The following is a 23,074-nucleotide window of genomic DNA, read 5'->3' on the forward strand; positions in this document are numbered from 1 at the left end:
TGGCGACGCGCTCAGCTGATGGCGACGCGCTGCGGCAGGGCTACCTGCTCGACCGGCGCCTCGTCCGGGCTGCCGTGCAGGATCGAGTCGAGGATCTCGCCGACCCGGACGGCCGTGGCGGACAGGAGTGTCGCGGTGAGACCGTGGCTGTGCTCCGCGCCCTGCAAGTAGATGCCCGCGGTCACGTTGGCGGCGGTGCGCACCCGGTAATCCCGGCCGACGACCGGTAACCCTGCCGCGTCACGCTCACACACGGCGGCAGCGCGGCCGAGGAGGTCGAACGGGTCGGCCGGACGGAAACCGGTGGCGTAGACGACCGCGTCGCACTCCAAGACCTCGGTCTCGCCGGTCGGCAGGAACTCGACGGTGGCGTAGACGGCCTCGTCGGTCTCGCGGGTGTAGGTGACGCGGGAGGCGATGCGGATGTCGAGGCGTTTGCGACCGGTGACCTTCTCCCGGTACTCGCGGCGGTAGAGCTCCTCGATGAGGTCCATGTCCACCACGGAGTAGTTCGTGTTCCGGTGGTAGTCCAGCAGCATCTGCTTGACCTCGGCGGAGGCGCCGTGGAAGTGGTCGACCGCGCGCGGGTCGAAGATGCGGTTGGCGAACGGGCTGTCGTCGGCGGGGGCGTAGCCGTAGCGGGCGAACACCGCGCACACCTGGGTCCCGGGCAGCGCCGAGTGCAGCTCGGCGACGGCCTCCGCGCCGCTCTGCCCGGACCCGACCACCAGCACCCGGTGCGGCTCGGACCTCGCCAGGTCGCCGACGCGGTGCATCAGCTCGATGTTGTGCCAGACCCGGTCCGACGGCACGGCGTCGGCGGGCAGCCTCGGCCGCAGGCCGGTGCCGATGAGCACGTTGCGGGCGCGCACGGTGCTGATCAGGCCGTCGGCGTCCTTGGCGATCACGTCGAAGTGCGCGACCTCGCCGTCGACCTCGACCGGGCGGACCGAGACGACCTCGGCGCCGTAGCGCACCTGGTCGGTGACCCTGGCCGCCGCCCACTCGAAGTAGTCGTGGAACTCGGTGCGCAGCGGGAACATCGTCTTGTGGTTGATGAACTCGACCAGCCGGTCCCGGTCGCGCAGGTAGCACAGGAAGCTGAAGTCGCTCGACGGGTCGCGCATGGTGACCAGGTCCTTGAGGAAGGACACCTGCATGGTCGCGTCGTCGATCAGCATCCCGCGGTGCCAGCCGAAGGACGGCTGCCGCTCCAGGAACAGCGCGTCGACCGGCTGCTCGGGGTGGCGCCGGTTGTGCTCGTGCACGGCGATGGCCATGGCGAGGTTGGAGGGGCCGAAGCCGATCCCGACCACATCGCGCACCTCGTGCGGCTGAGCGTCGCTGGTCACCGCGGTCCCTTCGTCGACGATCTCGTTCCACCCCCGGCCAGAGGTAAGGCTAACCTAATTACCGGGCGGCGTGGAGTCCATGGTCGACGGCCAGACGTGGTCTGGATCTCCCGCCAGCTCGGTGCGCAACTCCCCGGCCAGACCGGGCAGGTCGCCGACGAGCAGCGGGTTCGCGGTGATGGTGAGCGTGCTGCGGGCGGCGCCGACGCGGGTGAGGTCGAACTGGACCATCGGCGTCCAGTCGGCGTTGAACCGACCGTCCCGCTGGAACTCGTCGTGGCTGGCGCAGCGCAGCGACGTGCCCGCGCCCTGCACGGCGAACACGACGCCGTTGACCACGCGTCGCCCAGTCGCCAGGTACGGGTACCGGCACGTGACAGCGTCGATCGCACGGCGGAGCGCGTCAGGACTGACGGATCCCGGTAAGTCCACCGAGATGCTCGGCGATTCCAGGTCCAAGACCTCAGGGATAGGACTGACTTTGCGAGCCTGCGCCACCAGGGCGGCCAACGCGTCGGACCACGCGCGAGCGAGGTGGACCACGGCCCGTTCCGTGCGGGCTTCCGCGCGCCACGACCACGTCGACATGATCTGCCCGTCCACCAACTCGACGACGACATCGACCACAGCGGACAGTTCGGGATCGCCTGCCAGGTAGTGGAAACCGATGACGGCGGCGTCGGTGGCCGCCGTGAGCCTGCTGACCGTGCCTGCCAACCCGCCCCGCGCGGCGACCGTGCCCCGATCGCCGACGGCGACCACGAGGGCCGCGCGAAGGACGTCAGCGGTGTCGGTCGCGTAGAAGTCGGGGACGTCGGCGAGCAGGGCCGCGGTGAGATCGGCGGGGAGCAGTCGGCGCAACTGCGGCCGGGTGACCGCCGCCGGTCTCGCGAGCGTTTCCAGGGTGTTCATGGTGTGGGCCAACTCCCTCGGCAGTGGAGCGGCCACCGGCGGGGTGCCGGTGGCCGCCGGTGGGCTCAGGGTCGCGAGGTGAGGTATCCACCCATGTGCTTGAAGTAGTCGTGCGCGGCCAGTTCGGTGCCGTCCTCGGTGCGCACGCGGGTGACCAGCAGCGCGTGGTTGCGGCCGCGGCGCGCCTCGGGGCCCGCCACGATCGCCACGCCGTCGCCCTCGCGGTAGAAGACGCGACCGGGGGTGCCGCCGTACTTGGCCGTCGACACCTGGGCGGCGACGATCTCCAGCCGCTTGCCGCGGTGGAAGCAGAACGCGCTCGGGTACGGCGCGGACTGGGCGCGCACCAGCCGGTCGAGCTCCTCGGCCGACCAGGTCCAGTCGACCCGCAGGTCCTCCTCGGCGCGCTTGTGGAAGAAGCTCGCCTTGGACCGGTCCTGCACGACGAAGTCGGTGCGCCCGGCCTCGATCTCGGCCAGGCCGTCGACGGTGATCGGGCCGAACAGCGCCAGGGTCTTGGCGAACAGGTCGGCCGAGGTGTCGCGCGGGCCGACCGGCACCGCGCGCTGCAGCACGATCGGCCCGGCGTCGAGGGTGTCGTCCATCATGTGCGCGGTGACGCCGACCTCGGGCTCGTCGTTGATCATCGCCCAGATCAGCGGCGAGAAGCCCGCGTAGGCGGGCAGCAGCGAGTCGTGCACGTTGAGCGTGCCGCGCTTGGGCAGGCCGAAGATCCGCGGCGGGATCCAGGTGCGCCAGTTGGTCGCCACGATCACGTCCGGGCCCAGCTCGGTGAGCCGCTCCACCAGCTCCTCGTCGTCCGGCCGCTCGCGGACGATGACCTCGACCCCGTTGGCCTCGGCCAACTCGGCGACCGAGTCGCTCCAGACCTTCTCGTAGACGCCCTCACCCGGTGGGTGCGTGACCACCGCGACCACCTCGTGGCTGGAGGCGAGCAGCGCCTCGAGGGTGCGGTGACCCCAGGTCTGGAAACCGAACATCACGACCCGCATGGGTCATCCACCTCCGCTGAACTTTGCTTAGCCTATCCTTATCACGTCGGCCAGCTCGGTTCGAGAGTCGAGGGTGAGAACGGCGGCGGACCGCTCGCCGACGAGGCCGGGGAAGCTGGGGAACCCGGTCGACACGTGGTGACCGTCGGGCACGACCCACTCGGTGGCGCCCATGCGGAAGGCGGCAACCGGGCTCGCGGCCGCGACGGAACGTGACGGTGTGATGTCGGCCATGTCGGCCGGGATGACCAGGTGCAACAGCGGGTGGTCGCCGCCGACGAGGTCGGGCCGACCGGCCAGTGCGTGCCACAGCTCCGGTTCCGCCCAGCCGAAGGCGCGCCAACCGGACCCGGCGACCGCGTGCAGCAGGTCGAGCACCTGCCGCAGCGGGTCGACCCACGGTTCGACGTCCTCGCCCGCCGCGCTCCACAGGTGGATGGCGTCGCGGTCGACGGTGACCTGGGCGACCCGCCCGGTGGTGAACCACCAGTGCTGCGGGGTCGCCAGGAAGAAGTAGTCCGCCCGGGCAGCGGAGATCAACTCCGCGGGCGTGGTCTGACAGGTGCGCACGATCTCCCCCGATAGGTAAGGCTTACCTAAGTGTAAGCCCTACCTATCGGGAGGGGTTTATTGCCGGTGGGGACGGCGCTGTCAAGCCGCCATCCGAAGTCGATCTGTACACAGAGTCATCCCCAGCTGGGGATGACTGGCCGCTCGCCCTGTGGAAAGCCGCCCCCGGCTGTGGATGGATCGCTAGGAGCCGCGCACCCGCAGGGTGCTCAGGTTCAGCGCCGCCTTGAGCCTGCGGAGCCTGCCGACGCCCGCGCCGAGCTGCTTGCGCGCCTCGTCCACCGACGCCCAGAACCGGGTCGCCGCCGCGTCGTTCGGGTCGATCGGGCCGAACACCGTCGCGTCCGCCGCGCGCGCCAGCCGCAGCACGGAGGCGTCCCCGAGGACCGTCGCCTGCTCCGGGCGGGTCAACCCGACCGGGACGGCGGTGCCCAGGTCGCGGGCCCGGTCCATGACCTCCTGCCAGCCGGAGGCCACCCTGGTCGCCGGTTCGCCCAACCGGCGGCGCCTGCGCCTGCGCAGCGCCTTGCCACCGATGATCACCGTGCAGACCAGCGCGACCAGCGCGATCGGCGGACCGGCCCAGGTGAGGATGGTCAGCAGGTAACCGGGGATCTCCCAGCCGTCGCCGTCCTTGGCCGACGCGGAGCGCCCGACGTTCGGGTCGACCCGGCTGGCGTCGGTGAGCGAGCTCGGCGGGTGCACCGTGTTCGGCGGCGGCACGATCGACGCCTCGGTGTTCTCGAACTGCTGCGGCGGCACCTTGTCCGGCTTCTTCGACCGGTCCGGCATGAACTCGGTGTTCATCACCCGCGCCCACCTGCCGTCGGTGAGGTGCAGCTCCACCCAGACCTGCACGTGCTCGCCGCGCACGACGCCACCGGCACCCGGCTTCGCCCCGAGCACGACCCTGGCTGGCATACCGAGCTGGTTGGCCACGAGGGCGAAGACGGCCGCGTACTGCTCGTCGTCGCCGACCGGGCGCTGGGCGTTGAGGAAGCTGGTGAGCCTGCCGACGCTGTGGCCGGGCAGGTACTCGGTCTCCCCCGGGCCGCCGTCGCTGTAGGCGCCGTTGGCGCGCAGGTACCCCGCGACCGCCTTGAGCTTGCCGCCGAGGTCGGTGGCCCCGCCCGCCCAGGTGCCGGTCTTGGCCGAGACGAACTGGTACGCCGACTGCTCGAGCGCCGGGCGGCCGAACGGCTGCGGGTCGGTGGGCACCTCGACGGTGTCGACGATGGTGTCCACCGTGTACTTGTCACCGGTGCGCAGCCGGTCGGCGACGATGCCCGACGTGGTGGCCAGGTTGTAGCGGAAGCTGTCGGCGTGGCCTGCCGCGGTGTCCCCGGCGAAGCGGATCGCGGTCGGCTCGCCGGGGGTGGGCAGCCAGGCGTTCACGTCGTCGGCGGTCGCGTAGGCGGCGCCGATCTCGACCTCGACGGTGCTCTTGGCGCCGGACGCGGCCGACGGGATGCGGGAGCCGACCCGCTGGAACCCGTACTTCGGTTGGCCGGGCACGGTTTCCGCGCTGCCGCCACCGGCGCCCCACACCGTGCCGGTGTAGTCGTCGAGGGTGGCGATGCGCACCAGGCCGCCCTCGGGCAGGCCGGTGACGGTGAACAGCGTCTGGTCGTGGAGCTGGTTGGCGTCCTTGGTGTACTTGCGGAACCCGACCAGCGGGCTGGCGTAGGCGTTGAGGTCGAACGGCGGGGTGATGTACTCCCGCAGCACCGTCCGGTCGCCCCCGGCGCCGGGCAGGACCGGCCCGGCCAGCACGGTGATCGCCGCGATGGCGCCGACCAGCGCGGCAGCCGACATGACCCTGGTCGCCCGCCGCGCGCCGTCGCGCAACTGGCGGCGCCTGCGCCTGGCGCGCACCGAGATCCAGCCGAGGGTGATCGCGGCGAACAGCCCGCCGAGCACGGTCGGCAGCACCGGTGTCGTCGTGCCGAGCAGGATGACCGCGATCATCACCAGCGCGGGCGCCACGACCGGGGCCGCGCTGACGCGCACCCGCCTGGCCAGGGTGAACCCGCCTGCGCCGCAGAGCAGGCCGAGGATGTACGGGATGATCAGCAGCGCGCCGCTGTCGACCGGCGGCAGGGTGGTCAGCAGCTGCTTCCAACTGTCCACACTGGAGCGGGCGAGGCCGCCGAGCGCGTCGGGACCGGGCAGGAACCCGGCGACCGCGCGCTCGCGCATCACCACGGCCCCGCCGAGCAGGAAGAACACCGCGACGGTCAGCGCGATCACGGTGATCAGCGGCTGCCTGAGCACGTTGGCCACGTGCCCGACCAGCAGGCCGAGGCCGAGACCGGCCAGGCCGGTCCACAGGAACGACCAGCCGGTGTAGCTGGTGCTGAACCCGACCAGCGCCACGCTGAACAGCAGCACCAGGTACCCGGCGTCGGCGAGGTCGGCCCTGGTCGGCACCAGGGACGGCCGGGAAGCAGTCGGACTGGTCATGCCAGCGGCCCTCCAGCGAGCACGGCCCGCAGATCGTCCAGGTCGCGCACGGTGGCGACGGTGAGTCCCACGTTCTCGGTGATGCCCGCGGTCCCGTCGGCGGACACCGTGATCGCGGCGCGGCGGATGTCCGAGGGGAACTGGCCGCAGGCGCGCAGCAGTTCGGGGAAGGTGCGCGCGCCACCGGCGACCACCACGACCACCGTGGCGTCGGGGGCGAGCCGGGCGGCGCGCGTGGTCAGGTCGTCCAGACCCATGGAGACCGGCTTGACCCTGGCCAGGTTGTCCAGCGCGGACTGCGCGGTGGCGTCGTGCACCACGTGGCCCGCGGCCAACAGGGTCAGGTCGATCTCGTCCTCGATCGCGCGCAGCGCCAGCGAGCCCGCCGCGGAGATCGCGGTCTCGAAGTCGTCGTCGGAGGCGTAGGCGGAGCGGTCGCCGTCGACCGCGATCACCAGGCGCGCCCGGCGGGTGTCGAGGTACTGCCGGACCAGGAACTTGCCGTCGGACCCCGACGAGGCGAGCTTGGCCGAGGAGCGCCAGTGGATGTGCCTGCGGTCGTCGCCTGGGGCGAACTCGCGCAGGGTGTGGAACGCCAGGTCGCTGGTCGACAGGTCGGTGGTGGTGTAGCCCTCCAGGTCGCGCAGCATGCCGGCGCCGAGCGGGCCGAGCGCGACGGTCACCGGGTGCACGAACAGCTCGCGGGTACCGCCCCACTCGACCGCGCGGCGCAGCACGCCGAGCGGGTCGCCGCGCACGGTCACCGCGGGGCCGACCGCGACGACGCCGCGCCGCTCGGTCGGGATCGGGAAGAACTCGCTGTGCACCTGCCCGGACACCAGCCCGGGGACCTCGACCACGTGCACCTCGTCGTCCACCGACAGCTCGAGCTCCATCGCCAGCAGGCGACCACCCGCGCGCTTGCCCGCCACCTCGACCACGCAGGTCGCGGGCTTGCCCCGGACCACGCGCTCCTTGTCCAGGGTGAACCGCACGGCGAGCAGGTTGCGGCCGACCGCCCAGCTCAGGCAGGCCAGGAAGACCAGCACCCCGGCCACCCCGGCGACGACCAACTCGGTCCAGCCGAGCACACCGCCCGCGATCCAGGACAGGACCGAGCAGACAGCGACCACCACGCCCATGGGCGTCACCGCGCGGAGCGCCTCCGCCAGGCCGTCCACGGCCTAACCCCTGGCGACGGGCGGTGCGACGTCGGCGAGCAGCTTCTCGACCACGTCGGTCACCGAGACGCCGTCGAACTGGGCCTGGGCGTTGAGCAGCACGCGGTGCCCGAGCACCGGCAGCGCCAACTCCTTGACGTCCTCGGGGGTGACGAAGTTGCGGCCCTTGGTCATCGCCCACGTCTTGGCGCACCGCACGTAGGCGAGGCAACCGCGGACGGAGACACCAAGGCGCACGTGCTCGTGTTCGCGGGACGCCTCGGCGATGCGGGTGACGTAAGACAGCACGGCAGCGTCAACGTGCACGCGGTCCGCGGTCGCGGCCAACTGGGACACGACCTGCGACGAGATGACCGGCTGCACGTTGACCGACCGGTCGCGGACCGAGGCAGCCGACAGCAGCGCGACGGTGGCGGTGTGGTCGGGGTAGCCGATGCTGGTCTTCATCAGGAACCGGTCGAGCTGCGCCTCGGGCAGCCGGTAGGTGCCCGCCTGCTCGATCGGGTTCTGGGTGGCGATCACCATGAACGGCTTGCCCACCTCGTGGCCGACGCCGTCGACGGTGACCCTGCCCTCCTCCATGACCTCCAGCAGCGCCGACTGGGTCTTCGGCGAGGCGCGGTTGATCTCGTCGGCCAGCACGATCGAGTGGAACACCGGGCCGCGGTGGAACTCGAACTCCTGCTTGCGCTGGTCGTAGATCGTCACGCCGGTGACGTCGGAGGGCAGCAGGTCGGGGGTGAACTGGATGCGCGAGTTGGTGCCCTGCACCGACCGCGACAGCGCCTTGGCCAGCATCGTCTTGCCGGTCCCCGGGTAGTCCTCCAGCAGGAGGTGCCCCTCGGAGAGCAGGCAGGTGAGCGCGAGGCGCACGGTGTGCTCCTTGCCGACGATCGCCACGCTCACGTTGGCGACCAACCGGTCGAAGGTCTGCGCGAACAGTTGCGCCTGCTCCGGTGTGGCTGTCATTGCCCGTTCCTGTCCTCTGTGTACTGCCTGAGCGAGTGCTGGCCCGGCGCGGTCACCACGTGATCGTCCCGGAGGTGGTCGGCGACCCGGTCGACCGGCAGGTGACGGTCACCTTGGTCCCCGGCGAGCCGTAGAAGTTGCGGGTCTGGCGTTCCTCGCCCGGGGTGAAGGTCTCGTTGACGAAGGTGTAGCCCGCGGTCTCCGCGGTGAACGAGCAGGTGACGGTGGTGCCGCGGAAGTTCTCCACCTTCACCTTGATGAAGGCGCAGCTGGCGTCGGTGCACGCGTCCGGCTTGGTGCTGCTGCACGGGTACGCCCCGCCGCAGGTCGCGCCCTTGGACACGGTGACCACCGGTGCGGGCGGCTCCGGTCCGGTCGCCTGCGTCGCCTCCTCGGTGAGCGTCGGCCTGCCCTGGCTGGTGACGGTCACGGTGATCTTGACGGTGGTGGCGTAGCCGACGGTCAGGGTGGCGTCGTGGTTCCACGGTCCGACCTGGGTCGTCAGGTTCTCGTTGCCGCCGCCCTTGTCGGTCTGGATCCGCACCTGGGCGGGCTTGCCGTTGGGGTTGACGGTGACCCGGTAGGTGACCTTGTCCTCGCTGGCGGTCGTCGAGATCACCAGGTCCTTCATCGGACCGTAGGTGGTGACCTGCTCGGTGGCGGGCGCGTTGCAGGGGTCGTTCCCGGCGCCGCTGCCGTTGCAGGTGCGCAGCGTGATGCCGACCTGCTGGCCGTTGGGCAGACCGTTGATCGTGTACTCGACGTTGTCCTTGCCCTCGACCGGGTACTCCCAGGTGCCGCAGCTGTTGCCGCTGCCCCAGGTGCAGGTCACCGTGTTCGACCGGCCGTGCGAGGCGGGCGCGTCGAAGCTGATCTTCGCCTGGCCGTCGACCCCGGTGGCCTCCGCCTTGTACGAGGGGCCGAACGCGTCGGGCTTGGCGCTGGCCTCCATCTCGGCGCCGGGGCTCGGCGGCGAGGTGTGGCCGTCGCCGGGTCCGGAGTTGGTCGCGGTGAGGAAGTAGGTGTAGACGGTGCCGTCGTTGGTGATGCCGTCGTCGGCGCAACTGTTGCCGCGGACGTTCTCGCAGACGACCTTGTCGCCACCGCCGCCGGTGCGGGTGACCGTGTAGGTCACCGGACCCGGGCCGTTGGCGCTCACCGGCGGCCACGACACCCGCACCGCGCTGCGCTTGGCGTCGGTGGACTGGACCACGGTGAGCGTCGGCGCGGGCGGCCGGTTCGGCGAGCCAGCCGACTGCGCGGTGGTGGTCGCCGCCGGGCCGGGCCCGTGCGCGTTCACCGCGATGACGGTGAAGGTGTAGACGGTGTCGTTGTCCAGGTTGGCAGGCGTGGCCGTGGTCGCCCCGCCGGGCACCGTCATCCGACCGCCACCGGTCCAGCTGATCTCGTGCCGGGTGATCTCGCTGCCCTCGTTGCGGGCGGGCGTCCAGGTCAGCGTGATGCCGCCGTCGCGCGGCTGCGCCGCGGTGAGGCCGCCGACCGCGCCGGGCACCTCGTCCGGTGTGGACGATGACGACGACGGGCTCGGCTTGCTCCAGCCGACCAGGTTGCGGGCCCGGACGGTGAACGAGTACGCGCGGCCGTTGGTGAGCCCGGAGATCGAGCACGGCGACGCGGCGCAGTTCTGCGACCCGCCGTCCCAGGCGACCTCGTAGCCCTCGATCGGGGCGCCGTTGTTGGCCGGGGTGCCCCAGGCGAGCTCGACGACCTTGCTCAGCGTGGTGCGGCCGGGGATCGGGATGCTCGGCGAGTCCGGCACGCCCAGCACCCGCAGGGTGATCCGGCCGGGGACCTTGCGGTCGTTGCGGCTGGTGTCGGCCACGTCGGAGACGGTGACCTCGAAGGACATCGAGCCGTGCGACTCGCTGCCCGGGGTGATCCGCACCGACGCGCCGGACGAGCTCGAACTGGCCGACATGCCGTCGACCTGGCGCACCGACACCACCGAGATCACCGGGTCGCGCAGCCGCGACCGCACGTACTGGGCGAGGTTGACCTCGGCGGTCTCCCCCGCCTTGATGCCGTCCACGGCCACCGGTGACACCGACGGCGCAGGCGCGGCGATCACCCGGACGGCGAAGGGCGTCGGCGGGGCGGGCGAGCCGTCCACCCCGACCTCCAGCACGCCGTTGGCACCCGGCCGCGCCGCGCCGGACGCGGTGAGGCGGATGGTGCGCGAACCGGAGCCCTCGACGTCGACGCCCCCGGCCTCGGCCTTCCACTTCGCGGTGTACCTCAGGTCGACCGAGGCACCCGGCTTGGCGGTCCACACGTGGCAGACCGAGGTGATGTCCATGCCGATCGTGGTGCCGCCCGCGATGAGCGTGATCGTGCCGCTCGGGCAGCGCAGGATCGGCACGTCCGGCCCGATCTGCACCGGGACGGTGATGTAGGCGGTCTGGCCCTCGGTGACGCTGGGGCCGTTGGTGACCTCGAAGGTGATCGCGGCCGGGCCGTTGTAGCCGGGGACCGCGGTGAGCACGAGGGACTGCTCGCCCTCGTTGCGCACCTGCAGGCCGATCGACGGCGAGGCGAAGATCCGGTCGGCCAGGGTCAGCTTCACCGGCTTGGCGGCCGGGTCGACCACGAAGTCGGTGATCGAGATGGTCTTGGTGCCGTCGATGGGCACCTCGATGCTCTGCCCCGGCTTGCCGTACGGGGCGCCCTTGCCGCTGGCGGGCACGTGGATGAGCCCGAGCGCGGTGGCGCCGCCGCCGTCCTTGAGCTCGTAGGCGACGGTGCGCGGCTGGTCGAGCACCGGCATGGTGATCTTGCCGCCGGACTCGCTCGCCTTGCCATCGAAGACCTTGGTGATGGTCAGGTCCTCGGCGGAACCGTCGACGTCACCGGCTGCGGCGAGCACGTCCACCTCGACGGTGTCGGCGCCCGGCCGCGGCTCGGCGTAGGTGTCGCCCGCGATCGGCGGCATGTTGTAGTCGCGCTGCCCGCGCACGGTGAGCGTCGCGATCGACGGCTCGCCGAAGCCGCCGGTGATGCTGTAGACGATCACCAGCGGCTTGCCGGTCAGGTCGGGCGCGGTCAGCTCGATCAGCCCGGACTCCCGGTTGAGGGAGACCTCCTTGGGCAGGTTCGGGTTGCGCTCGGCCAGCGGCTCGACCTGGATGGTGTCGCCGGGGGCGTGCAGGTCGTTGCCCATCACGTCGATGGCCAGCCGGATCCCGGGCGCGGCGGTGACCACGTCGTCGACCGCGATCGCGGGCTGCGGGTCGCCCGGCGGCACGATGGCCACCCGGATGTCGGACTCGCTGGTCTTGCCGTACGGGTCGGTGACCAGGTACTTGAAGGTGTCGGTGCCCGCGCTCGACGGGTACGCCTGGTAGGTGATCGAGGTGGCACCGATGGCGATGATCCGGCCGAGGCCCGCCGCGGAGCCGATGCCGGTCACGCTGACCGAGTCGCCGTCCGGGTCGAGGCCGCTGGTCGGGATGACGATCTTGATGGTGTCGCCCGCGATGGCGCGCGCCTCGACGACCTGCGGGGCGGGCGGCTGGTTGGGCACCTGCGGGGTGGGCGCCGGGGTGATCGTCACGTGCGCCTGCCCGACGGCCTGGTCGCCGTTGGGGTTGACCGCCACGTAGGACACGACGACCTTGACCGGGGTGTCCACAGTGGCCGGTGGGACGTAGCGGACCAGGTTGCCGGTCACGTACGCCTTGCCGACCTGGGTGTCCGGGTCGGTGATGCCGGTGACCGAGAGCTGGCCCCGGGTGGGCGCGCCCTCCACGTTGGCCTGCAACGAGATCGGCGAGCCGCCGGGGGTGGTGTCGTTGTCCAGCACCGGGATGGCGACCGAGTCGCCCGCGCGGACCACCGCGTAGTCGTCCTTGGGCACCGGGGTGTCGTCCGGCGGCGGGCCGAGCTGGGTCACCGTCACCTCGCCGGTGACCGCGCCGGACAGGCCGTTGGTCACGGTGTAGCGCACGACCTGCGGGTTCGGGCTCAGCGTCGGGGTCAGCGCGGTGATCCGCAGCCAGCGGCCCTTGACGATGGCGACCTTGACCTGGTCCTCGACCACCGGCTCCGCGGTCTGCACGACCAGCAGCGAGCCGGAGGGGTCCACGTCGTTGGCCAGCACGTCGACCAGGGTGGGCAACTGCGCGCGGACGACGGCGCTGTCGGGCACGGCGACCGGCGGCAGCGGGGCCGACGGCGCGGGGGTGGCGTCGACGCGGATGCCGCCCTTGGCGAACGGGGCGTTGCCGAAGGCGGCCGAGTACTCCAGGAACACCGTGCCGGGACGGGCGACGGTGACGGTGACCAGGCCGGTCTTGATGTCGGTGACCACCGCGGCACCCGGCGGGGCGGCGAGGTCACCGGCCAGCCGCAGCCGCGCGGTCGGGTCGGTCGGGTCGGACCCGGGGCGGTCGTTCTCCAGCGGGCGCACCGTGATCGGCTGGCCGACCTGCCCGCGCACCACGTCCGGCTGGGCGATCGCGGCGATCGCGGTGGTGGCGGCCGGGTCCTGCACGGTGACGGTCTCCTTGCCGACCACCTGCTCCCCGCGGCCGTCGGTCACCTGGTACTCGACCACCTGCGGGCCCGGCTTGCGCGGCGCGGTGAAGTCGACGAACCCGGCCGGGGTCGTGGTCACCGAGCCCTCGGCGACCTTCGCGCCCGCGAGCACGATCGGGTCGCCGTCGAAGTCGCGCCAGTCGGCGATGGCCGGGATCGACACCAGCCCGCCGGAGGGGACACCCCACTCGCTGGCCTTGAACCCCGCGCGCAACTCCGGCGGCTTGTTCTCGTCGACGGTGCGCGCCTCGACGTTGACCGACGCGGTCGCCGACAGGCCCTGGCCGTCGTCGATGGTGTATTTGAACCGGGTGTCCACAGCGGACTCGGGCATGGTGACCTGCACGGTCTGCCCGTCCGGCGACACGGCCAGCCGCACGGCCGGGTTGTCCGGGGCGGTGACCGCCGAGATGGACAGGATGTTGCCTGCCGGGTCGGAGTCGTTGTCCAGCACGTGCAGCACGGTCGTGCGGCCGGGGCGGGCACCGAGGTTGTCGTCGACGGCCTTGGGCGGCTTGTCCTTGACCGCGTCGGTGTTCTTGTCGTTCTTGGTCTTGTCGCTGGGGTTCTGCACCGGCGGCGGCTTGACCGCGGACCAGTTGTCGACCTTCTTCTGCGTGCTCAGGTCCCACACCGCGCCGGTCGCGATGTCGTTGAGCACGATCGAGCCGCGGTTGACCCGGAACACCGGCTTGGCCAGCACCGACTCGTCGCGCAGGTTGCCGGGGGTCGCCTTGTCGCCGCCGCAGGCCCGGACGTAACCGGACGGGGTGCCCGCCCACGCGGCGTGGATGCAGCCACCCAGGCGCACCGGCGCGGCAGGCGCGCCCCGACCGGCGTCGGAGAGCAGGGTGGTCCTGCCGTCGGCGATGGAGACGGCGATCAGGGCCTTCTGGGTGGCGATGACGACGGCGTCCGAACCGGGACCGGGTTGCTGCAACCGGGTGGTCTCGTCGGCGTCGATGGTGACGTCCTTGCCGTCCGGCAGAACCAGCGTGCCGGTGTTGGTGTCCAGGACGAGCATGTCCCCGCCGACCGAGGTGACCTGCACGCTGGACAGCGCGTGCGGCAGGGTCGAGTAGTCGGCTTCCTCGAAGGTGTTCTGGCTGGCCCGGATCGTGGCGACCTTGCCGCTCTTGGACACCGCCCGCACCGTGCCGTCCGGCGCCACGGCGAGCGCGGCGTCCTGGTCGACGGTGGCGATCGGGGCGTTGGCCGGGTCGAGCGTCCCCAGGTTGGTCATCCCGGCGCGGGTGTCGACCCGCGTCGCCCACACGCGGCCGGTCCTGGGCTCGAGCGCGGCGAGCGTCCCGCCAGCCATGGCCAGCTCGGTGTCACCACCGATGGATAAGCCCTGCTCGGGTAAGGCCACCGCGCGGGAGACGTCGACGGGGAAGAGCCTGCCGGTCGCCGAGTCGCGCGCGGCGACCGCAGAGCCGTCCTGGTGGACGTCCAACTGATAGGTCTGCTGCGCACCACCCGGGGGGTAGAAAGCGGCGTCCAGGGCGCCAGCGGGCTTGTTGAGCCTGCCGAACAGGCCGTCCCGGTCGCTGGTGACCCAGATCCCGCCGTCATCCAGGTCGACTTGGCGGACCGGGTAACCGGTCGATGACAACGCGTACGTGACCAGAGCCGTCGCGCCGATCGCGAGCACGACCGAGGACGCGATGGCGGTCCGGTGTCGCCTGAGAAAACCCACGTGTCCCCTGCCAGAGTCCCCGAGCCGTCATCGGGCCGTATCGTGTCGGGCGGCGACAATGTTGCAGGTTTGTCCGGTCAGCTTCCACACCCGGGTGGCGAGAACGACGCGGATGCGCTACTGCCATCGGCCCTGACGACCTTCACCTCCAGGCAAACCAGACTGCCCGCGGGGGCGGGAATGTCGACAGTGGGCGCGATCGCGGTTCCGGAGCGTGACAGGTCCGAGGTGCGCCAGGCGAAGCTGTCGGTGGCGAACTGCGCCGAGTAGGTCCACGTGAAGCGCAAGATCCCCGGGTCGACCCTGGCGGCGGTCACCGTCGGCTTCCCCGGTGGGGCCACGGGTCCACCCGCGTTCTGCTCCCGCACACCGGGGTCTACCGGACCGGGGTCCGCGGGCCGTCCGGCTTCCCCTTCGGACAGCAGGACCACACCCGTGACGACGGCCGCGGCGAGCGCGAGGCCACCGAGCGTGATCGCCGCCCAGGGCCGGGTTCGCGGCCGGTTCACTGTGTCGGAGGCCACAATGGGAATTTCCGCCACAGCCGGTGGTGTGGACCACGGCGGCGGTGCCCCGTCGAGCGCCGATCGGTTGATCTCGGGCGGCGGCGGGTCGACGTAAGTCGGCGGCGCGATGACCCACGTTAGGCCATTTGGCTTAACCGGGCGGAGTCTGGTCTCCTCCGCCGCCTCGACCCGGGCAGGCTGGGGCGGGAGCACCGTCGTCTGCTCGGGGAAGCCGCCGCGCTGCTCGATGGCGCGCAGGGCACGGGCGAACTCCCGGGCGGAGGTGTAGCGGACACCCGGCTCGGGCGCCATCGCGCGCAGCAGGACCTCCTCCAGCTCCCCCGGCACGTCGGCGCGGCCGGTGCGGGTAGCGGCGGTCTGCTGGATCCGGTCCGCGAGCGCGTCGACCCCGTTGTCGCCGTCGGGGACCTCGAACGGCGACCGGCCCGCCAGCAGGTGCCAGACGGTCGCGCCCAACGAGTACACATCGGACTGGAAACTGGAAGCCCCACCCCGCAACACTTCTGGTGGCGACCACGGCACCGACATCAGCACACCACCATCGACCGACGGCGGCGTGCGGCCCGCGATGCCGAAGTCGGCCAACCGCGGCTCACCGAGCCGGTCGACCAGGACGTTGGCCGGCTTGATGTCCCGGTGCAGGATCCCCACCTCGTGCGCCGCCTGCACCGCGCCCGCGATCCGCACACCGACCCGCAGCACCTCGGTCACCGGGATCCGCTCGGTGCGGGCGCGCTCGGCGAAGTTCGCCCTCGGGTAGTAGGGCATGACCAGGTACGACCGACCGTCCGCGCTGACACCGGTGAAGAAGACCTGCGCGATGTTCGGGTGGTCCCCGAGCTCGGCCATCGCGTCCGCCTCCTCGGCGAACCGGGCGGCCAGCGCGGCGTCCTTGAGCACCTTCACCGCGACGTCCCGCTTCGGCTCGGCCTGGCGGTACAGGTACACCTCGGCGAAACCACCGGAGCCGAGGAACCGCACGAGGGTCAGGCCGGGCAGCTCCGGCGGGCTCACCCGGTCACCTCGAACACGAACTCCACGCCCTCGGCCAACCCGACAACGGTTCCCGGGGCGATCTCGACCGGCTGGTGCGGCACGAGCGCGAACGGGAGATCGGCGGGCGGGCGCACCTCGGTGCCGTTGCGTGAGCCCAGGTCCAGGACGAGGACCTGCCAACCGTGCAGGCGGACCTCGACGTGGTTGCGCGAGACGTCACCGTCCGGACTGCGCAGCCGAACCATGTGCGGACGGACAGGCTGATTGACGGCGGCGGCGTCGGGGGCGCGTCCGAGCAGTACACCCCGGTCCAGCTGGACCAGATCACCCGAGGACAGGCGCAGGGCACCCAACGGCGGCCTGGGGACCTCAACGGGCTGTTGGAGCGGCAACCCCGCACCACAAACCCGACAGGCAACGGCGTGCGGCGGGTTCCAGTGCCCCGAGTCGCAGCGGATCGCGGGGACCAGAAGCGGGGCGGTCGTTGTCAGGGCCGGGCGCGCACGGGTGACCCCGGGGTCGTCGGCGATCACCCAGGGCAGGTGGGTGATGACGGCGGTGGTACCACCGATGACCTCGGTGTCCTCCGGCTTCACCGGCAGGCCCGTGACCAGGGTGGTCGTCCCCTCGACCTGGGCGGCTGCGGGCTCCGCAGGCGCTAGGGGTTCTGCGGACGGCCTGGGTGCTGCCTGCGGCGGCTGCTCGGCGAGTGCCGGGGGCACAGTGGGCTCAGCGGGCGCCGCAAGGACCAGGGGCACTGCTGGCTCAGCGAGCTCGGCGTGTCCTGGGGGCGTCGAGGATGTCGGGGGCTCGGCAGGGGCCGGGGGCACTGCGAGCTCAGTGGGTGCCGCGGGTTCGAAGGTGAGCGGCAGGCTGGTGATCACCTCGGGAACGGGTGCCTGCTCGACGGAAGCTGTCTGCTCGGGGACGGGTGCCCGCTCGGGAGCGGGTTCCTGCTCGGCGACCTCGGCAGGCTCGGGAGCGGCCGTCGGGGGCGTGTTCTCGGCGGGTGGGGCAAGCGTTTGCGGGGTGAGTTCGACGGCCAGGTCACCGGCCAGGGCCACGCCCACGTCCAGCGGGAGGGCGGGCCCGTCCGCCGCGGGGCCGGAGAGGGTGATGGTCGCCAGGGAGGTGTCCAGGCGGGTCTCGACCCAGGTGGTGACGTGGTTGGCGGTGAGGGTGCGGGTGGTGCCGTCGGTGCCGGTCAGGGTGACCGTCGCCGGGCCGTGGACGATGACCTGGCCGGTGCCGTCCGTGTAGCCCGCTGCCGCGAAACCGCCGACCGTGCGCAGGCCCGCCGCGGCGATGGCGCCGACCAGTTCCAGCTCGTCCGCGCCCGCCCGGGCCAACGCCCAGCAGCGCGCCACCAGCGGCGCGTCCGGGTCGGCGTCGACCAGCAGCCACGTGCGCGGCCCGGTGACCGCGACCCAACGACCTGGGCGGTACCGGACGCGCATTCAGGAGACCTTTCTCGGCGCCGTCTCGTCGTCGGCGGGGGCGGTCGGCGCGGGCACGTGGTCGACCACGACGGCGGTCACGTTGTCCCGGCCGCCCGCGGCGACCGCGTCGCGCACCAGGGCGGCCGCGGCGTCCCTCGGGTCGTCCGCCAGGCCGAGGACGGCGGCGATGGTCTCGTCGTCCAGTTCGCCGGTGAGGCCGTCGGAGCAGACCAGGAACCGGTCGCCCTCGGTCGGCGGGAACACCAGCAGGTCGGGCTCGGGGGCGGTCGGCGAGCCGAGCGCCCTGGTCACCACGTTGCGCCTGGGGTCGGTCGCCGCCTCGGCCGGGCTCAGCTTGCCCGCCGCGACCAGCTCGGTCACCTCGGAGTGGTCGACGGTCAGCTGCACCAGTTCGCGCTCGGCGTACCGGTAGACCCGCGAGTCGCCCACGTTGAACACCACCCAGTGCGGCGACCCGGCGAAGTCGACCAGGCACAGCCCGGTGACGGTGGTGCCCATCCCCAGCTGCTCCGGGTTGCGCGCGGCCGCGGCCAGGATGTCGCCGTTGAGCCGCACGATGTGCCTGCGCACGTCATCGGGCCGCAGGGTGCCCTCGGTGCCCAGCTGCGCGAGCCCGGCCACCGCCAACCCGCTGGCCACGTCCCCGGCCGCGTGCCCGCCCATCCCGTCCGCCACGGCGAACACGGACGCGGTCACCACGTAGTTGTCCTCGTTGGCGGCTCGCACCAGGCCCACATCGGTTGCGGCCCCAGCCCGAATCGTCGGTTCCCCGGTCACCGGGCACCCCCCACAGCTTCGACACCTCGACGACGACATCGTCGCAGCCCAGGTCGGTGTTGCACACCTGGTTCCCGGCGAGCAGGGGTGCTCAGCCGACGTCGGACCTGCGGTGCCCGCCGCCGAGGACGCCTTCCTCCAGGTCGATCCCGGCCTCGACCCGCAGCCTCAGCAGCTCCTGGCGCAACGCCGCGTAGTCGACCTCCGGCGGCACCCCCACCGCCCACAGCAGCCCGGTGTTGTCGATCTCCCACCAGCAGTCCGCCGCGTCCAGCACCGCCTCGACCACGCCGGCAGCGGCATCGTCCACGATCAACCGCACCGTCGAGTACCCGGACTCCGCGACCCGCTCGACGTACACGAGCTTCTCCCGCTCCAGGTCGACCCGCACCCGCACGGTGTCCCGGAACGCCACCCCCCGCGCGTAGAACGGCACGTTGCGCAACCGCACCGTGTCCACCCCGACCCGCTCCGCCCACAACCCCTCAGTCGCGTACGGCGGCCACGTCGGCGACCGCTTGGGCAGGTCGAAGATGACCTTGAACAACTGCTCCGACTCACCCACGCCAACCCACCCATCACCCCGGACCACCAGGCGCGACCGCCGACAGAACCCCGCCGACAGCCCCATCGTCGCAGCCCAGACCCGGTGAGCGCACCTATCTGAACCGCACAAGCGGACAAAAGGTGTGACGGCAACCGCACGCACAGCAACACCTACCAGGTCAACGCGCGCTTATCGCCACAGCCGGTTCCCCGCGCCGACACCCGGATTTCGCTGAATGGAGCAGGGCGAGACGTGAACCCGCACTCCGCCGTCGAACAACTCGGACGTCACGACGCGACCGTGACAGGGCAGAGGCATGGATGATCACCGCGCGCGCCCGGCGAGGCGGATCGCGCCACTGGCCGCAGCGCATCGGCGCGGCACCGGCGGCATCCTCGCCTCGTTGCCGGCCGCACGCCTCCAGTGGCACGAGGAACTCGCCACCCACACCACCGACCACGACGCCACTTAACGCCGCCGCACCGACCTCTACACCAAAGCCGTCGAACAGCTCGACTCCGACAAGGCCCCCGTCCGCCGGTTCTGCGGGGCGAAGTACTTCGAGGAAGCCGTTTCAGCACCGCCGAGTTCACAGGCGGAGCCTGCCTGCCGAGAACGACGACCCGACGAGTAGCCCCGGCGAGGGCTTCTTCCTTCACCCACTGCCGAGCGGCCGTGCAGGGCACCCGACCACATGACCTTCGGCACACCGCCGCCGCGATCCAAGCACGTGTCGAGCGACCGGGCGTCCGAGGTGCCCACGCAGGTCAGAGGTCACCTGGAGGGGACGAATGAGCCCCCGGATGAAACCCGGGCCCTGCCTGGCGCGCCCCCCGGCGGGCATCGCTGCTGGTCGGGGTGGAGCCGGCAGCGGGACTTGAACCCGCAACCTTTCGCTTACAAGGCGAGTGCTCTGCCAATTGAGCTATGCCGGCGTGGCGCCGGGGTGGGCGCCGGGTGCAATGGTACGGCGGTGGGCGGGCGCGGTTGCGGGGCGGCTCATGATCCGAGACGGTCGAGTGGACGGGTGAGGGGGTTGGTGTGGCGGGGTTCGCGCAGCGGGCTGGGTGGTTGCCGTGGCGGCGCGGTGGGCTGCCGGGGAACGGGGAGGCGACCGGGAACGGGAGCGACCGCGGCCTGGAGCGGCCGGTGCAGGGGCCGCGGTTGCCGGAGGAGCGGACCGTCCACCTGGTGCTCGACCTGGCGTTGCGCATCGGTGAGGTGCAGATGGCCTCGGGGGCCGGTGCCTCCGACGCGACGGCGACGATCATCGCGGTGTCGGCGGCCTACGGGTTGCCGCACTGCGAGGTGGACGTCATCTTCACCTCGATCACCGTGGCCTGCCAGCGCGGGACCGACGAGCCGCCGATCACCTCGCTGCGGGTGGTGCGCTCGCGCGGTCTGGACTACACCCGGCTGGCCGATGTCGAGACCCTGGTCGGGAAGATCGCCGCGCACGGGATCGACGTGCAGGAGGCGCGGGCGGAGTTGGAGCGGATCACCACCGCGCCGCACCCGTACCCGCGCTGGGTGGCGACGCTGGCGTACGCCGGGATGGCCGCGGCGGTGACCGTCCTCATCGGTGGTGCCGCCGACATGGCCGCGTTCGCCGCGATCACCACCGCGGTGGTGGACCGGGTCGGGCGGGTGCTCAACCGCAGGGCGCTGCCGTTCTTCTTCCAGCAGGTGGTCGGCGGCGCGCTGGCGACGGGTGCGGCGCTGGCGCTGCTGGCCAGCCACGTCATCGAGGGCAGGCCGACGGTCCTGGTCGCGGCCGCGATCACCGTGTTGCTGTCCGGGTTGTCCGTGGTGTCCACGGTGCAGGACGCGATCACGGGCTACAACGTGACCGCCGCGGGCCGCACGATGGAGATCTCGCTGATGACCGCGGGCCTGATCGCGGGTGTCGTGCTGGCCCTCAACATCGCCACGGCGCTCGGCATGGCGTACACGCCGCTGGCGGATCCGTTGCCGCCCAATGCTTTCCGCCTGCCCGTGCAAGCGGTCGCCGGTGCCGCGGGTGCCGCGCTGTTCGCACTCGCCAGCTACGCGAAGCCGCGCGCCCTCCTCGTCGCCTCCGCAGCGGGTGGCGCGGGCACGGCCGTGTACGGCGCGCTGACCCTGACCGGCACCAGCCCCATCTCCGCCTCCGGCATCGCGGCCGTGGTGATCGGCTTCGCTGGCGGCGTGGTGTCGCGGCGACTCCGGATGCCGCCGCTTGTCGTCGCCGTCTCCGGCTTGGTGCCGCTGCTGCCCGGCCTGACCACCTACCGCGGCCTCTACGAGCTGGCGGCCGAGCGCAGCACGAGCGGCCTGCCGACCCTGATGCTGGCGGCGGCGATCGCACTGGCACTCGCCGCGGGCGTCGTCCTGGGCGAATACCTCGCGCAGCCGGTCAGAACCGGTCTGAGCAGGCTGGAACGGCGGCTGTCCGGACCGAGGATGTCCGGGCCGTTGCGACCCACCGAACGCAGGCTGGAGTAAACCCCCCGGTGGCGTGAGAGTCGCCACGCGCGCTCACACCGGTCGCAGGACGCGGGGACTGCTGGCAGTGGCTAGCCTCAGACCGGGGGATCCCCTGGTCTGAGGAGGCGCGTCCGGCGTGAGCAGCGAAGACGGTGCGGATTTCATCGTGGCCGCCAACCGGCTGCCGGTCGACCTCGAGCGCCTGCCGGACGGCTCCCAGCGGTGGAAGCACAGCCCCGGTGGTCTGGTCAGCGCGCTGGAGCCGTTCCTGCGCAGCCACAGCGGCGCGTGGGTCGGCTGGCCGGGCGTGCCCGACGTGGACGTCGAGGAGTTCACCGAGGACGGTCTGCGGCTGCACCCGGTGTCGCTGACCGCCGACGAGGTGCGCGACTACTACGAGGGCTTCTCCAACGCGACGCTCTGGCCGCTCTACCACGACGTGGTGGCGTCACCGGTGTTCGACCGCGGCTGGTGGGACAGCTACGTGAAGGTGAACCACAGGTTCGCCGAGGCGTGCGCGAAGGTCGCCGCGCAGGGCGCCACCGTGTGGATCCAGGACTACCAGCTGCAGCTGGCACCGGCGATCCTGCGCGAGCTGCGGCCCGACCTGCGGATCGGCTTCTTCCTGCACATCCCGTTCCCGCCCACCGAGCTGTTCATGCAACTGCCCTGGCGCGCGGAGATCGTGCGTGGTCTGCTCGGAGCCGACCTGATCGGGTTCCACCGGCCTGGCGGCGCGCAGAACTTCCTGTGGCTGGCCCGGCGGTTGCTCGGGCTCGAGCCGACGAGGGGAGCGGTCGGAGTGCGCACCCGCCCCGGCGTCATCCAGCTCGGCGACCGGGCGGTCCGGGTGGGCGCGTTCCCGATCTCCATCGACTCCGCCGGGCTGGACGCGTTGTCGCGCAAGCGGGAAACCGTCGCGCGCACCCAGCAGATCCGCGCGGACCTGGGCAACCCCAAGAAGGTGATCCTCGGCGTCGACCGGCTCGACTACACCAAGGGCATCGACGTCCGGCTCTACGCGCTGCAGGAGTTGCTCGCCGAGGGCCGGGTCGACCCGACCGAGGTCGCGATGGTGCAGCTGGCGACGCCGAGCCGGGAGCGGGTCGAGCACTACCAGCGGATGCGCGGCGACATCGAGCAGGTGGTGAGCCGGATCAACGGCGAGTTCGGCCGGGTCGGCAGACCGATCGTGCACTACCTGCACCAGTCGATCGGGCGGGCCGAGCTCTCGGCGTTCTTCTCCGCCGCGGACGTCATGCTGGTGACGCCGCTGCGCGACGGGATGAACCTGGTGTGCAAGGAGTACGTCGCGTGCCGCCACGACCTCGGCGGCGCGCTGGTGCTCTCGGAGTTCGCCGGTGCCGCCGCCGAGCTGACGAGCGCCTTCCTGGTGAACCCGCATGATCTTGACGGTGTCAAGAACGCCATGCACGCGGCCCTCACGATCGATCCAGCAGAAGGCCGCCGTAGGATGCGCGCGCTGCGGCGACAAGTGTTGACCCACGACGTCGACCGGTGGGCGCGCTCGTTCCTCGACGCGCTGGACCCCGAGCACGCCCACTGAGCAGACCCGCCCCGAACCAAG

Annotated in this window: 14 protein-coding genes and 1 tRNA gene; 2 read left to right on the forward strand and 13 right to left on the reverse strand. The window is 71.8% G+C overall.

Going from position 1 to position 23,074, the window contains the following annotated elements; all coding sequences use genetic code 11:
- Window positions 1-11: 11 nt before the first annotated feature.
- The 13 genes from CLV68_RS01275 to CLV68_RS01335 all read right to left on the reverse strand — a co-directional run bounded on the left by CLV68_RS01275 (window position 12) and on the right by CLV68_RS01335 (window position 19,955).
- Entirely contained in the window at window positions 12-1,280 is a 1,269-nt protein-coding gene (locus CLV68_RS01275; protein WP_211346498.1) for a lysine N(6)-hydroxylase/L-ornithine N(5)-oxygenase family protein, read from the reverse strand.
- A 126-nt stretch (window positions 1,281-1,406) separates the two neighbouring features.
- Window positions 1,407-2,264: a hypothetical protein gene (locus tag CLV68_RS01280; RefSeq protein WP_121388804.1), complete on the reverse strand. Its 858-nt coding sequence runs from the start codon at window positions 2,262-2,264 to the stop codon at window positions 1,407-1,409.
- A 65-nt stretch (window positions 2,265-2,329) separates the two neighbouring features.
- Window positions 2,330-3,277: a methionyl-tRNA formyltransferase gene (locus CLV68_RS01285; RefSeq protein ID WP_121388805.1), complete on the reverse strand. Its 948-nt coding sequence runs from the start codon at window positions 3,275-3,277 to the stop codon at window positions 2,330-2,332.
- A gap of 27 nt (window positions 3,278-3,304) precedes the next feature.
- The gene (locus CLV68_RS01290; RefSeq protein ID WP_121388806.1) at window positions 3,305-3,847 is read right to left on the reverse strand and encodes a hypothetical protein; all 543 of its coding nucleotides are present in this window, start codon (window positions 3,845-3,847) and stop codon (window positions 3,305-3,307) included.
- Window positions 3,848-4,030: 183 nt separating this feature from the next.
- A complete protein-coding gene (locus tag CLV68_RS01295; protein WP_121388807.1) occupies window positions 4,031-6,310 on the reverse strand; it encodes a transglutaminase-like domain-containing protein in 2,280 nt (759 codons plus the stop codon).
- Window positions 6,307-7,491: a DUF58 domain-containing protein gene (locus CLV68_RS01300; RefSeq protein ID WP_121388808.1), complete on the reverse strand. Its 1,185-nt coding sequence runs from the start codon at window positions 7,489-7,491 to the stop codon at window positions 6,307-6,309. The genes CLV68_RS01295 and CLV68_RS01300 overlap by 4 nt, the downstream gene beginning before the upstream one ends.
- A gap of 3 nt (window positions 7,492-7,494) precedes the next feature.
- Entirely contained in the window at window positions 7,495-8,460 is a 966-nt protein-coding gene (locus CLV68_RS01305; protein WP_092779390.1) for an AAA family ATPase, read from the reverse strand.
- A gap of 52 nt (window positions 8,461-8,512) precedes the next feature.
- Entirely contained in the window at window positions 8,513-14,713 is a 6,201-nt protein-coding gene (locus tag CLV68_RS01310) for an Ig-like domain-containing protein (RefSeq protein WP_246009618.1), read from the reverse strand.
- A 77-nt stretch (window positions 14,714-14,790) separates the two neighbouring features.
- Complete coding sequence (locus CLV68_RS01315) at window positions 14,791-16,254, reverse strand: serine/threonine-protein kinase (protein WP_170224023.1); 1,464 nt, start codon at window positions 16,252-16,254, stop codon at window positions 14,791-14,793.
- Complete coding sequence (locus CLV68_RS01320) at window positions 16,251-17,693, reverse strand: FHA domain-containing protein (protein ID WP_121388810.1); 1,443 nt, start codon at window positions 17,691-17,693, stop codon at window positions 16,251-16,253. Before CLV68_RS01320 ends, CLV68_RS01315 begins: the two co-directional genes overlap by 4 nt.
- On the reverse strand, window positions 17,694-18,422 hold the full coding sequence (locus CLV68_RS01325; RefSeq protein WP_246009619.1) for a PP2C family protein-serine/threonine phosphatase: 729 nt from the start codon (window positions 18,420-18,422) through the stop codon (window positions 17,694-17,696). It lies immediately after the preceding gene.
- 142 nt (window positions 18,423-18,564) lie between these two features.
- Window positions 18,565-19,038 (reverse strand): DUF4265 domain-containing protein, encoded by a 474-nt coding sequence (locus tag CLV68_RS01330; RefSeq protein ID WP_170224024.1) that lies wholly within the window; start codon window positions 19,036-19,038, stop codon window positions 18,565-18,567.
- A gap of 841 nt (window positions 19,039-19,879) precedes the next feature.
- Window positions 19,880-19,955: transfer RNA gene (locus tag CLV68_RS01335), tRNA-Thr, on the reverse strand.
- Between the two features lie 106 nt (window positions 19,956-20,061).
- On the opposite strand from CLV68_RS01335, the gene CLV68_RS01340 reads away from it, so the two are divergent.
- A complete protein-coding gene (locus tag CLV68_RS01340; RefSeq protein WP_121388813.1) occupies window positions 20,062-21,504 on the forward strand; it encodes a threonine/serine exporter family protein in 1,443 nt (480 codons plus the stop codon).
- 118 nt (window positions 21,505-21,622) lie between these two features.
- Window positions 21,623-23,053 carry an alpha,alpha-trehalose-phosphate synthase (UDP-forming) gene (locus CLV68_RS01345; protein WP_121388814.1) on the forward strand — a complete coding sequence of 477 codons (1,431 nt, stop codon included), beginning with the start codon at window positions 21,623-21,625 and terminating at the stop codon, window positions 23,051-23,053.
- Window positions 23,054-23,074: the final 21 nt, after the last annotated feature.

The sequence above is a fragment of the Actinokineospora cianjurensis genome (genome assembly GCF_003663795.1).
GTDB classification, from domain to species: domain Bacteria; phylum Actinomycetota; class Actinomycetes; order Mycobacteriales; family Pseudonocardiaceae; genus Actinokineospora; species Actinokineospora terrae.

Bases quoted from the DNA above. Each gene is read 5' to 3' on its own strand.
- CLV68_RS01285 (WP_121388805.1), bottom strand. From the start codon at position 3,277: ATGCGGGTCGTGATGTTCGGTTTCCAGACCTGGGGTCACCGCACCCTC.
- CLV68_RS01275 (WP_211346498.1), bottom strand. From the start codon at position 1,280: ATGGCCATCGCCGTGCACGAGCACAACCGGCGCCACCCCGAGCAGCCG.
- CLV68_RS01280 (WP_121388804.1), bottom strand. From the start codon at position 2,264: ATGAACACCCTGGAAACGCTCGCGAGACCGGCGGCGGTCACCCGGCCG.
- CLV68_RS01295 (WP_121388807.1), bottom strand. From the start codon at position 6,310: ATGACCAGTCCGACTGCTTCCCGGCCGTCCCTGGTGCCGACCAGGGCC.
- CLV68_RS01305 (WP_092779390.1), bottom strand. From the start codon at position 8,460: ATGACAGCCACACCGGAGCAGGCGCAACTGTTCGCGCAGACCTTCGAC.
- CLV68_RS01320 (WP_121388810.1), bottom strand. From the start codon at position 17,693: ATGCGCGTCCGGTACCGCCCAGGTCGTTGGGTCGCGGTCACCGGGCCG.